This is a genomic window from Aureibaculum algae (genome assembly GCF_006065315.1).
Taxonomy (GTDB): Bacteria; Bacteroidota; Bacteroidia; order Flavobacteriales; family Flavobacteriaceae; genus Aureibaculum; species Aureibaculum algae.
Genome location: NZ_CP040749.1, coordinates 1694365 through 1706648, shown reverse-complemented (window position 1 = coordinate 1706648; position 12284 = coordinate 1694365). Strand labels below are relative to the sequence as shown.

At 33.3% G+C, this 12284-nt stretch carries 13 protein-coding genes; 11 read left to right on the top strand and 2 right to left on the bottom strand.

The genetic code is table 11. The features are described from left to right. Positions 1-30: 30 nt before the first annotated feature. The 4 genes from FF125_RS07000 (at position 31) to FF125_RS06985 (ending at position 3233) form a co-directional block, all read left to right on the top strand. Positions 31-858, top strand: coding sequence for a sialate O-acetylesterase (locus tag FF125_RS07000; protein WP_175418881.1), 828 nt, complete (start codon positions 31-33; stop codon positions 856-858). A 121-nt stretch (positions 859-979) separates the two neighbouring features. Then, a complete protein-coding gene (locus FF125_RS06995) occupies positions 980-1447 on the top strand; it encodes a hypothetical protein (protein WP_138949090.1) in 468 nt (155 codons plus the stop codon). A 116-nt stretch (positions 1448-1563) separates the two neighbouring features. Then, positions 1564-2442, top strand: coding sequence for a zinc-dependent peptidase (locus tag FF125_RS06990; protein WP_138949089.1), 879 nt, complete (start codon positions 1564-1566; stop codon positions 2440-2442). Between the two features lie 212 nt (positions 2443-2654). Next, positions 2655-3233 (top strand): Crp/Fnr family transcriptional regulator, encoded by a 579-nt coding sequence (locus FF125_RS06985; RefSeq protein WP_138949088.1) that lies wholly within the window; start codon positions 2655-2657, stop codon positions 3231-3233. A gap of 19 nt (positions 3234-3252) precedes the next feature. On the opposite strand, the gene FF125_RS06980 is transcribed toward FF125_RS06985, so the two are convergent. Beyond that, positions 3253-3873, bottom strand: a complete 621-nt coding sequence (locus FF125_RS06980) for a hypothetical protein (RefSeq protein WP_138949087.1) — start codon at positions 3871-3873, stop codon at positions 3253-3255. 473 nt (positions 3874-4346) lie between these two features. Between FF125_RS06980 and FF125_RS06975 the strand changes: the two genes are divergently transcribed. From FF125_RS06975 to FF125_RS06945, 7 genes are all read left to right on the top strand, one after another. Further along, on the top strand, positions 4347-5270 hold the full coding sequence (locus FF125_RS06975) for a hypothetical protein (RefSeq protein WP_138949086.1): 924 nt from the start codon (positions 4347-4349) through the stop codon (positions 5268-5270). A 182-nt stretch (positions 5271-5452) separates the two neighbouring features. Then, entirely contained in the window at positions 5453-5929 is a 477-nt protein-coding gene (locus tag FF125_RS06970; RefSeq protein ID WP_138949085.1) for a PaaI family thioesterase, read from the top strand. Between the two features lie 397 nt (positions 5930-6326). Next, positions 6327-6791, top strand: coding sequence for a hypothetical protein (locus tag FF125_RS06965; RefSeq protein WP_138949084.1), 465 nt, complete (start codon positions 6327-6329; stop codon positions 6789-6791). 279 nt (positions 6792-7070) lie between these two features. After that, the gene (locus tag FF125_RS06960; protein ID WP_138949083.1) at positions 7071-7907 is read left to right on the top strand and encodes an alpha/beta hydrolase; all 837 of its coding nucleotides are present in this window, start codon (positions 7071-7073) and stop codon (positions 7905-7907) included. A 257-nt stretch (positions 7908-8164) separates the two neighbouring features. Continuing rightward, a complete protein-coding gene (locus FF125_RS06955; protein WP_138949082.1) occupies positions 8165-8971 on the top strand; it encodes a polysaccharide deacetylase family protein in 807 nt (268 codons plus the stop codon). Between the two features lie 218 nt (positions 8972-9189). Beyond that, positions 9190-10257, top strand: a complete 1068-nt coding sequence (gene rsgA, locus FF125_RS06950; RefSeq protein WP_138949081.1) for a ribosome small subunit-dependent GTPase A — start codon at positions 9190-9192, stop codon at positions 10255-10257. A gap of 130 nt (positions 10258-10387) precedes the next feature. Further along, positions 10388-10807 (top strand): DUF2147 domain-containing protein, encoded by a 420-nt coding sequence (locus FF125_RS06945; protein WP_138949080.1) that lies wholly within the window; start codon positions 10388-10390, stop codon positions 10805-10807. A 102-nt stretch (positions 10808-10909) separates the two neighbouring features. Here FF125_RS06945 and FF125_RS06940 read toward each other — a convergent pair whose 3' ends face one another. Further along, complete coding sequence (locus FF125_RS06940; RefSeq protein ID WP_175418880.1) at positions 10910-11986, bottom strand: glycoside hydrolase family 16 protein; 1077 nt, start codon at positions 11984-11986, stop codon at positions 10910-10912. Between the last annotated feature and the right edge of the window lie 298 nt (positions 11987-12284).

Here is a 12284-nt window from a genome sequence, read left to right as displayed (position 1 = left end):
ATGAAATAACATCATAATAATTTAATAAATATGAAGAATATAAAATTAATAGTACTGACAGGATTGTTACTATTTAACATTAATTTATTTGCACAAGATTCTAATTTACATATCTATATCTGCTTTGGACAATCGAACATGGAAGGGCAAGGTGAAATAGAAGCACAAGACAAAATTGTTAACAGTCGTTTTCAGGTCATGCAGGCTATTAATTGTCTGAAAGGAGACAGAACAAAAGGAGAATGGTATACGGCAACACCTCCATTATGCCAATGTGATACGGGTTTGTCTCCAGCTGATTATTTTGGTAGAACCATGGTTGAACAACTACCTGATAGCATTAAAGTTGCCGTTATTAATGTTGCTGTAGGTGGATGTGATATCAGATTATTTGACAAAGATCAGTATACAGATTATGATTCAAAATATAACGAGGATTGGTTTCTTAATAAAATTAAAGGTTATGATGGTAACCCTTATGAATACTTAATCAACCTTGCTAAACTTGCTCAAAAAGACGGTGTTATTAAGGGTATTTTATTACATCAAGGAGAATCAAATACTGGAGACGAACAATGGCCATCCTATGTTAAAAAAGTATATACGGATATGTTGGCAGACCTTTCATTAACTAGTGCTTCTGTACCGCTACTTGCGGGAGAAGTTCTTTCTACTGAGGATAGTTGTTGTTCAAGTATGAACACTATAATCAACAAACTACCTGAAACTATTCCAACGGCATTTGTTATTTCTTCTAGCGGATGTACGGCTCAAGATAAAGCACATTTTGACTCAGAAGGATATCGAAAACTGGGAAAACGCTATGCGGTAAAAATGCTTTCATTATTGGGGTATTAACAATACAATAGCAATAAATTAAATGAAGAGCTAAATTCAAAAAAATTTCAAAAATTTTTGACTTTTGATAAATAATCATTGAATATAATTTTACTTACAGCTCCATTTTAGGGTTAGAAATATGAAAAACAGGAAATTGAAAATCTTATCATCTATAATTGGAACATTTCTTTTTTCCAGTTTAATGGCTCAAGACGGTTCTAATATTAAATATTACGAGCCTGACAAGCTTGACAGTAATCAAATTGGAAAGCTTTGCCATATAGACTTTGGAAAAATATCATTTCGAGGACAAGTAATTGACACTATTGAAATTAATGTTCAAGGTGAACTAATGAAATTTTATGAACATAGAGAGGATAATGGTTTTAACAATTGGTTTAACAAACAATATCTTATTCGCGTATCAACTAATAAACATTCAACAGCTCTTCTTCAAAACTCAAGAATTGACAGTTTAACAACTGACAAAATTTTTGTCACCAGTATATTGGTATATTATAATTACGAAGAACCAGCTGATACAATTACTATTATTCAGCATAGTTATGATAAAACTAACGTTGCCAAAGTACTTGTAAAAAACTAATTAAACCCCAGTCAATTTATTAACTTTGGTCCATCACTATTGCGACGTCATATTTAAACCACACAGGTTTTATAGGCGATGTTACTCTTAATTTTAATAAATTTTCTTTCTGATTAATGAATTATATCTTACTCATTATTGTCTTTTGCACAACTGGTTATTATTTGTATTACCAGAACCGGACAAAACAATCCAAATGGAGATTACCAAAAGAATCATTTCCGGTAGATTGGAGAGTTATCATAATAAAAAACATCTCCTATTACAATTCATTATCTACAGAAGAAAAAAATAGATTTGAATATAAAATTCACGAGTTTGTATTGAATTATGAAATAATCGGTGTAAAAACGAGCATCAGCATAACCGATAAATTATTGGTTGCTTCTAGTGCCGTTATTCCAATATTTGGATTTGACAATTGGCAATATTCCAACCTTCATCAGATCTTAATTTACCCAACCATGTTTAATGAGAAATTTGAAACCGAAGGTTCTGAGAGAAAAATTCTAGGTATGGTTGGTAATGGCTATATGGAAGGCACTATGATTCTATCTCAAGAAGCATTACTGCATGGTTTTAAAAATGAATCGGATAAAAAAAACACTGCTATTCATGAGTTTGTGCATTTAATAGACAAAACAGGAGGAACAATTGACGGCATACCGTCTATGCTGTTGCAAAAACAGTATACCATTCCGTGGATAGAAATGATGAATCAAAAGCTTGAAGAAATCTATAATGATGATTCTGATATTAACCCCTATGGAGGAACAAATAAAGCTGAGTTTTTTTCTGTAGCAAGTGAATATTTCTTTGAGAGACCTAAATTATTAAAGAAAAAACATCCAGACTTATACAAGAGTTTAGAACGCATATTTAATCAAGACATGTCTTCTAGAAATTTGAAAAGAAAAATGGTAAAGATTGAACGTAATAGTCCCTGTCCATGTAATAGTGGCAAGAAGTTTAAAAAATGCTGTGGCTTAAATTAATGGTGATAATTAATATCTCTTTAATATTTATACATTTGGAAGACTGTTGCTAAATAAACCACGATGCTACTCTAATTAGTATTGTTAATCTTAGCTTACTATTTACTAAATTAGTTGCTTAAACTCAGTAATTATTAATTCAAAATCCAATTCTTGTTATGAACATTAAGATGCTGAAAATTCAATAAAACAAATTAAAACAATCGTAATTCATGGAAAATGCTTTAGTAGAAATGATGTCAAATTTTATTGACTTGACGCATGAAGAAAAACAAGGAATTGTTGAAGCTTTTCCTATTAAAACTTACCCAAAAGGTACAATTTTACTTAAAGAAGGACAGATTGCTAAAGATGCTTTTTCTGTAATAAAGGGTTGCATCAGAGAATTTACTATAGAAGATGGAAATGAGAATACTACAAATTTTTATACTGAATTTCAATCGGCTGTAAATTTTGACAGTATGGCAAATGGGAAACCCTCTAAATGTTATTTTATGTGTACTGAAGAGACTACCGTAGCCATTCTAAACGCCGAAAAAGAAAACGCTCTGTACAAGAAATTCCCTCGTTTTGGAGAAGTATGTCGTGTAGAAATGGAAAAAATGCTTGGAGCTAGTCAAGAAGAACTAGCCGTTTTTAAAAATGCAACACCAAAAGACAGGTACCTAAACGTATTAAAAAACAGACCCGAATTAATAGAAAGAGTCCCTCAATACCAACTCGCAAGTTATCTTGGAATTAAGCCTGAAACACTCAGTAGAATTCGGAGAAGAATTGTAACGAGAAACTAATTTAAACCTTTGTTTAATATCAGAACTTAAAACCAAAATTTAAACTGGGTTCAAATATATAGTTAGGCTTACCGTTTTCAATCTTCGCAAAATCAGACGGATAATTCGTATCAACAGGCCAATATTTGAGTGCATAGGCAGGTTCTAAATACCATCTTTTTTTGAAAAATTCAAAGCGATATCCGGCTATCAATTGAAAATACAACTGAAACCCTTTTTGAATTTTATCGTTATTAGTAGTATAATATTGTTTCATAAAAGGTGTAGCTTGTACTGTGGTAAATAATCCTTTCCAATGAAAGCGTTGATATCCTATTCCAATACCAAAAGCTCTTGCATAACCGGGATAAAACGCATCTGAATGTCCGTAGGTACCCAAAGGTTCTGAATATTTCCAGGTATTAAACTCTGCAAATATTTTGTCTTTTTTAGTGAATTGATACCCAAAGGTTAATAAATAATAATCAGGCGAATCAGAAAATAAATTCCCTAACATAAAAAAGGAAGATCCTATAGAATAATTGTGCTCTATCTGGTTATCAGGAGCATCTGATAATAAATCTAGTGATGTCGTTTTTTGTCCAAAAACAGCCGTTGCTGCCAATAATAAAATAATTAATATCTTTTCGTCTAATTTCATAATTTTTAAGTTTTATAGTCTGATACTTAAAATAGTAGCGGATTACCACACTCACTTTTTAACTTATGCCAGATCTTTTTTAGTTTGTTTCTACAATATGTTTCTACAAAACTAATGGCTAGGAATCCCTTATACATTGACTATAGTCAAGAAATATAAAAATGAAGAAAATACGATACGTTTAAAATGCATCTATAAAATGTTCAAACACCATGTTACATTTGCTTACTTCCTCATTTATTTCTACATTTGGTAGACTGTCGCTACATAAAACCCGTTCTCCAAACTATTGGAAGTACCTTTAGTTTAAGCTCCTTCATAAATACATAGGTGATCTAGTACAAGTAGCTGCGATAAAGGGAATAAACTATAGTTAAAAAAAGCAGATGATAAACAAAACGAATTTTATATTTCTTTTAGGATCATTGAGCTGCCTACTGCTGTTACTTTCCAGTTGTAGCACATCCAAAAAAATGAAGAGTACTTCTGTAGCAATAAGCACACCAACTATAGCTATAAAAAAATCAAGTGGTGGCTCAAGTGGTATGGAACAACTAAATGATAGTACCTATTTGGTTGTTTATGATGTTAAAAATTTCAAAAAAGGAGTCAGACTGGCAATGGTAGTACTTACAGAAAAATCTATTAATGTATTTCCTATTAAAGTTGACACTTGGGGTATCGAAGGCATTTCAAGTGATTTAGAAAGCATTTGTGCCATTCCTGGGAAAGAAAATGAATTTTTAATAGCAGAGTCTGGCAATTGGAAAGGTAATTTGGGGCGAATATTTCATATTCAAGTAGATCTTAGCACACGGAAAGCTACCCTATTGGGAAGTGTCAAATTTCCGTTGTTGTATAGAAATGATATGGATACTACTGGTGATCAATACGAAGCCATTCATTGCTTGGCCTATTCTGAAAATGAAAGGATTGTAATACTCGGTGAACGTGGTGGCTCAAAAAACAACCCAACAGGCGTGTTACGATGGGGACTTTATAATACTGAGCAGCATACGCTAAACATAGAAGGCCAGGGTCTAAAAGGAATTGCCATTGACGCTCCTGGAAATTGGGAAAATAAGCTCCAAAAAAGAAGCATTACGGATATGTATATTGATGCCAATGGAATCATTTGGGCTTCCGCTTCTGAAGATCAAGGAGATGCAGGTCCTTTCTATTCTGTCATTTATAAATTGGGTAAAATAAACCCGATGAATCTTCAAAATCCTGTTACTCCATTTGATAGTTTAACTATAGGCCGAGAAATTTACGGATTCAAAATAGAAGCCTTGTCTGGTCCTCAAAAAGAGATTAACTGCACGCATACTTTTGGCACAGAAGATGAAATTTATGGTGGCGTATTGAGGCCTCTATTAATTGCATCTGACCATTAAAAGAAAATAACCACACTTACTAGTAATGGTTGTCAACCGCTTTTGTTTACAATTATATAGACTCCCCCATTATTTGACAAATCTTAAGCCTTAAATTTGTGTAGTACACTGAAAAAACCATGTATAGGATGTAGTAATTGAAACCCATCCTTACATGCAATAATTGTTCTTACATCAATAAAATGCACATCAATACAAAAAATTTAAAAGCAATTCAGGATTTGTATCCAGACGAATTAGCCCATTGTTACGGTTGCGGAAAAAGCAATCCCGACGGTTTCCAATTAAAAACATATCTGGTTGGCGATGAAACCATAGCCTATTTTACACCTCAACCAAAATACACGGCACTCCCCGGAAGTGTTTATGGCGGGTTAATAGCGTCTATTCTTGATTGTCACGGAACCGGTTCGGCGGCAGCTTTTGTATGTAAAAATGAACATATTTCTTTAGTTGATGCTACAACTATTCCCGTTCGGTGTGTTACTGCATTATTAAAAATCGATTTTAAAAATCCTACACCCATGGGAGTTGAATTGGAATTGAAAGGGAAACTCCGTAGTATAGAAGGGAGAAAGATCTGGGTAGATATGACACTCACTGCAAATGGTATTATATGTGCAACAGGCGAGATTTTGGCAATCAGGTTAAAAGACTAAGTTATGTAATATGACTAGTAAGGAGTTGCTAAAAACTCTAATTTACATCAAAATAGGGTGTATAATGAGGGCGAATACCATTAAACACGTTCGTTTTGCAATGCCCAATGGATACTTTACACTTAAATTCTCGATTTGATTTAATGCCATTTTAGTGTTACATTTGAAAGGCAGTCGCTAAATAAAACCCCTACTCCAACACATTTGAAGTGCTGTTTCTTTAGCTTCGTAAGTCTATGAAAAAACGATAATAACCATAACAGATATAAACGCTCCCGAAGTATCGGTACGTTTATACGATAGTTAGGCAACATTAATGAAAAACAGTATCCACATATTATGTTTGATATTTTTAATGAGTTTTTATTCTTGTAAAAAAGATATTAAAACTAAAAAAATGGAGCAGCATATTGAAACAAAAACAGATACTATACACATTAATAAAAATACAATTTCGACTATCGAACGAGATTCGACTTTGGAACTACAAAAAGTAGACTTGATATATACATTTTCTGACAAACAGATTGACACTTTAATAGGATTTTGTAATTGCGAAAAGAATATCAAAAACAATACCTTAAAAATTCAAATCAGAACCGAATTTCCTTCTTTGAGTGAACTTGAAAAAGGAAACAGAAATGCGACTGAATTTCAAATGGGAATTCCTAGACAATATCGATTTTTGACTTTTTATTTAAGAGATTCTATTGTAGAGAAAACAAAGGTTTTTAAAGCATCAACAGAGCCTCAGTTTGAGAATAAAAAAATAGATTCAACTTCATTTCAAAATTATAAAATTAAAATCAACAGGTTTGATTATAAAATTGCTCAAAATGTTTGGGGAAATTACGAATTATAATTACCGAATTCTTTTGGTTTTATTGAAAATGATTTTAAACTTAAAGGAACATTCCATTGTAATAATTGGAAAATTGTAGAATATGAAGAATTATCAGATTGGACTATTAAAGGAAATAATTATATTGAGTAAAAAGCAAACTTAAGATGTATAAATTTAATGCTCGGGTCTGTCCTTTCCTTAAGTTTGTGTATTTTTAGTCAACGGATTATCCTAGCGAAAAATCAGCCGCGTGTTTACACTCACTGACCGTTATGGCCATCCTAAAAAACACCACCTATGAAGATTAAAAACATATTTTTGACATTTATCAGCTTAACGATATGTAGTCTAAGTTTTGCCCAAAAGGAGATAACACAGCACAAGACCGCACCTCTCTCTATAGGAGAAAAAATTGAATTTGAATCGAAAATTCTCAACGAAAATAGAATTGTAAACATTTATTTACCCAACGGATATTCAAAAGACTCCTTACAAACATATCCCGTCATTTACCTATTAGATGGTTCTATTGATGAAGACTTTATTCATATTTCGGGACTCGTACAATTTGGATCCTTCTCTTGGATAAATATGATTCCTGAATCTATTGTTGTGGGTATAGCAAATGTTGATAGAAAAAGGGACTATACTTTTCCTACGCTTAACAAAAAAGACCAAAAGGACTTTCCAACAACTGGAAAATCAGAAACCTTTATAAAATTTATTAAAACGGAACTTCAACCACTTATTGACAACCAATACAACACGAATGCCACTAAAACATTGATTGGACAATCGCTGGGTGGACTTTTAGCAACTGAAATTTTATTTAAAAATCCTGACCTTTTTGACAATTATATTATTGTGAGCCCTAGTTTATGGTGGAATGATGAATCGTTACTGACATACAAGCCAACTTTATACACCTCAAAAAAGTCCATTTATATAGCCGTTGGTAAAGAAGGAAAAATAATGGAAAGAACCGCCAACCAATTATATGATAAATTAAAGTTGCAACAAAAAGAAAACACCAATCTATATTTTGATTTCTTTGAAAAACAAGACCATGCAGATGCCCTACATTTAGCAGTTTACAATGCGTTTGAAAACATATTTAAGAAAAAAGAACAATAGCAGTTACCTCTTTTTAACCTATTCATATAGCTTTTCCCCTAACCTTATAACGCATTGATCACACAAATTATTAATTTGCTTTACAACGATATAATTTTTATATTTGATAGGTAGCCTTTGAATAAGACGTATACGCCATTCTTTTGAAATAATTTTAGTGTTTTGCCTTTACGCATCTTTTGGTAATAAAATTATGTTACACTCATAAATCCTATTCAATACAAAACAATTTATAGAACTGCTTAAAAAATAAGAGTATGAAAAAAATAGTTATTTGCTTGTTCGTTGCTATTCTGACCACCCAATTATTAGTTTCGCAAAACTTAAAAAAGGATTTTAAATGGCCAGAAAACAAAAAGGCTGCGGTATGTTTAACCTTTGATGATGGACAAGATTCTCATCTAGATAACGCCATACCTATACTCGATTCTTTTAATGTTAAGGCCACTTTTTATTGTCCTGGAAATTCAGAATCGTTACATAACCGAACCTCAGAATGGCAAAATATGGTAAAAACCGGACATGAATTAGGGAATCATTCCCTGTTTCATCCCTGTGATGCGAAAACTCAAGATTGGGTTAAGCCAGAGTACGACTTAAACGTATATACAAAAGATCAAATAAAAATGGAATTATATACCGCCAATACGCTGTTAAAAGCTGTTGACGGAAAAAAAAATAGAACGTATGCGTACACCTGCTCCAACTTTACCGTAAGAGGAGATACCACGTTTGTAGATGTAGTCAAAGATCTATTTGCGGCGGCAAGAAGTGATGGGCCAATACCGAAAACGATGGAAAATATTGACACTAATTTTATGCCAAGTTGGAATGTAGATAGTAATACCGGAGAAGAACTAATTGCGTATGTAAAAGAGGCGAAGAAAAACGGAACGGTAGCCACATTTATGTTTCATAGTGTGGGTGGCGGTTACTTAAATGTTTCAAACGAAGCATTAAAAGAATTATTAAATTATCTTAAAGCCAATGAAAAAGACTATTGGGTAGATACGTTTTATAATGTTACCAATTATATAGAAAACCAAATGGCTACCGCTAACTAATTTAGTGGATGTTAACCCATTTTTATATGAATTTAAAGACAACAACCTATATCTTTATATCCTCAAAACACCTATGCTAAAAGATATAATGGGTCGTTGTTTAAAAAACTGCAGCTGACTATGACCATGTGACTAGCATTACCATTAAAAAAAACTGCTATTATCGCAACAAATAGAACACCTAAAAACATGGATTCTACTTCATAAAAAAAACATTAATGACACTTGAAGATTTAGGATATAACCAAACATTAGCAACCTTTAGAACACAGCAAAATTTAGATACATTTGATGTGGGTCGTGTTATATTAGAACATAAGGATAGGTATGTTGTCAAAACCAATACCACAGAGTTTGACGCTGAACTTATTGGAAATTTAAGGTTTACCGCTGAAAGCAGATACGATTTACCTGCCGTAGGAGATTGGGTTGCCTTTTCTGAATATGATGAAAATAAAGCCTTAATACATGCTATATACCCAAGACAATCTATTATTGAAAGACAAGCTGTTGGTAAAGCCACACAAATTCAAATTATTGCTACAAACGTAGATTATGGGCTGATCGTTCAATCTGTTAATAGAGATTTTAACCTCAATCGTTTAGAACGGTATTTAACCATTTGTAATACTTCAAAAGTTGCACCTATTATTGTGCTTAGTAAAATAGATTTAATTGAAAAGGACGAATTAAAAGAACTTATTGATAACCTAAAGTTACGCGTAAAAGGAGTACCCATCCTCACCATTAGCAATCTATCAAACATTGGACTAGACACCATTAAAGACCTGTTAATTAAAGGAAAAACCTATTGTCTCTTAGGTTCTTCAGGCGTTGGAAAATCTACAATTTTAAACAAACTTTCAGGCAAAGAACTAATGGATACCGCAGCAATCAGTGAAGGTATTGACAGAGGAAAACATGTGACTACCCATCGTGAATTAATTGTTTTAGATACGGGTGCTATTTTTATTGACAATCCGGGAATGCGAGAAATTGGCCTCACCAATACGTCCGCTGGTTTAGAAATTACCTTTGATAAAATTTTTGAATTATCTCAAAATTGTAAATTCAATGATTGCACACATACGTCTGAAAAAGGTTGTGCCATACTAAATGCTCTTGAAAATGGAGAGATGGATTCAGATGCCTATGCTAACTTTCAAAAAATGGAAAAAGAAAGATCCTTTTTTGAATCGAGTGCGGAAGACAAAAGAAAAAAAGATAAAAACTTTGGTAAACTCATAAAAAACATGAAAAAGCAACGAAAAAACAATAAGTATTAAGTACAACATCAGGCTCCATAAAACACCTTTCTACCTAACCCAACAATGCACTACTTTTCGTATTTGAACTTTTAACGATGAAGTGAGATTACTAACCTAGTACACAAAACAATTTAAACAGTTACAGACCATGAACTATTTACGTATATTTTTAATGCTGCTGGTAAGCATCACCGTTAATGGGCAATCTATTATTGGACAATGGGAAACCTATGATGATAGCACAAAAGAAAAGAAAGCACTCATTGAAATTTATCAAAAAGACAACCTCTATTTTGCCAAAATAGTAAAAAGGTTTAATGGAGATAATAACGCCGTTTGCAAAGCTTGTACAGGAACCAAAAAGAACAAACCCATAGTTGGATTAGTGATTATCGAAAATATTAAAAAAGTGGGTAATGAGTTTAAAGGGGGTACCATTATGGATCCTGAAAATGGAGAAACCTACAGCTGTTATTTAAAGCTTATCAATGCTAATAAACTCAAAGTAAGAGGGTTTCTCGGGTTTTCTGTTTTTGGCAGAACTCAATATTGGATTAGAAAAGAATAAGTACGGCAAAACAGATCAAGCATGATGGATTGCAACCCCTAAATTCAATACATAATCACCACAAAAAAAGGTACTAAAACCAAATAAAAACGATTTATATTCCTAAGATTTCGGTTGCCATAAGCATACATAATCTACAAGCATAGATGTAGGGTAATCAGCAGCATCTGGCGGACCAGGATAGTTACCACCAATAGCCATGTTGATAATGGGATACATATCAATCTGGCTCACAATTGCCGGATCGCAAACACTGGCAACCATTACACCGTCTAAATACCATTTTACAAAATTATCGGTTTTCCAAACACCATACCTATGCCATGCACCTGCAAAGTCTGCACCATCAGGTAATGTTGCAGGCCCAATACCTTTACTCTGATTTAAAACGGTGCCATCGCACTGCACTGAGCTAACAGGAACGTTGTCTTTCCCTCTATAACCAGATCTAGATATGGACCATTGACCATCATTATAATGATAGGCCATGGTTGCACGGTCAGTAGCATAAGGACCACCTAGAAACTCTCCACCAGGCCCACGTACAAACTCCCAGTCTATCTCCGTTCTACTGATACCATTTGCACCTGTATCATTAGAATAGTCGTAATAGCGGTGTAACAACCAAAATGCTCCCCAAAACCCAGCCACATCTGGTTCAAACCAAATTTTAGCTTCTATATAGCCATCGCGGTATGGCGTAGATTGGGCCCCAGATAATACACCGGAGTAATAATCTTGTCCCGTAGCAGTGACTTGCTCAGCAGAATTTAAGCCAGCGGTAATTATAAGGTGCTCACCGTCAAAATTAAAAGGGTTAGGTGCATTTGTATCACCATTCAGCACATCTGTATAATACTGACGTTCTTTATTTATAATAACTGCCGGCCCCCAAGGAAGCTTACTCTGCCACTTATTAGCATCTGGTAAGGTACCAGCCGCTTGGTTAAAATTGTCTTCAAATGTTATGGTGTACGTAGAATCTACATCAGCAGGTAGCCGAGCATCTACGACAACTGGATCGGGATCAGGATCAGGATTATCAACAAGGGGTTCTTGCTCCTCTTCTTCGTCAGGCTTGTTGGTATTAAATTTATTGTTAGAATCTTCAGCACAGTTACTAAAAATCACTAATATAAAACCCATTAACATGCTGCTTACCAATAGCTTCTTTTTCATATTCATTTGTTTAAAAATTGCCTTAAAAAACCGCGGTTAAAATTCTAATTCACTTTTCAGTAATGTTATAACCTCACACACGATGCATTACAAATGTAGAAAATCATATTAATAATAACTGTATTTTTAACATTTAATATTTTTATTTATTGTAAAGTAGTTTACGAGTGCGTTCTATAGTACAATTAAACTAAAAAACGCATTGCACTTACCTCCTTGATTTTCATTTGTGTAATTGAAATTTTAATGCTACATTTGAAAGGCAGTCGCTAAATAAAACCCCTACTCCAACCCAATT

Bases quoted from the DNA above. Each gene is read 5' to 3' on its own strand.
- FF125_RS07000 (WP_175418881.1), top strand. From the start codon at position 31: ATGAAGAATATAAAATTAATAGTACTGACAGGATTGTTACTATTTAAC.
- FF125_RS06995 (WP_138949090.1), top strand. From the start codon at position 980: ATGAAAAACAGGAAATTGAAAATCTTATCATCTATAATTGGAACATTT.
- FF125_RS06990 (WP_138949089.1), top strand. From the start codon at position 1,564: ATGAATTATATCTTACTCATTATTGTCTTTTGCACAACTGGTTATTAT.
- FF125_RS06985 (WP_138949088.1), top strand. From the start codon at position 2,655: ATGGAAAATGCTTTAGTAGAAATGATGTCAAATTTTATTGACTTGACG.
- FF125_RS06980 (WP_138949087.1), bottom strand. From the start codon at position 3,873: ATGAAATTAGACGAAAAGATATTAATTATTTTATTATTGGCAGCAACG.
- FF125_RS06975 (WP_138949086.1), top strand. From the start codon at position 4,347: ATGAAGAGTACTTCTGTAGCAATAAGCACACCAACTATAGCTATAAAA.
- FF125_RS06970 (WP_138949085.1), top strand. From the start codon at position 5,453: ATGCACATCAATACAAAAAATTTAAAAGCAATTCAGGATTTGTATCCA.
- FF125_RS06965 (WP_138949084.1), top strand. From the start codon at position 6,327: ATGGAGCAGCATATTGAAACAAAAACAGATACTATACACATTAATAAA.
- FF125_RS06960 (WP_138949083.1), top strand. From the start codon at position 7,071: ATGAAGATTAAAAACATATTTTTGACATTTATCAGCTTAACGATATGT.
- FF125_RS06955 (WP_138949082.1), top strand. From the start codon at position 8,165: ATGAAAAAAATAGTTATTTGCTTGTTCGTTGCTATTCTGACCACCCAA.
- rsgA (WP_138949081.1), top strand. From the start codon at position 9,190: ATGACACTTGAAGATTTAGGATATAACCAAACATTAGCAACCTTTAGA.
- FF125_RS06945 (WP_138949080.1), top strand. From the start codon at position 10,388: ATGAACTATTTACGTATATTTTTAATGCTGCTGGTAAGCATCACCGTT.
- FF125_RS06940 (WP_175418880.1), bottom strand. From the start codon at position 11,986: ATGAAAAAGAAGCTATTGGTAAGCAGCATGTTAATGGGTTTTATATTA.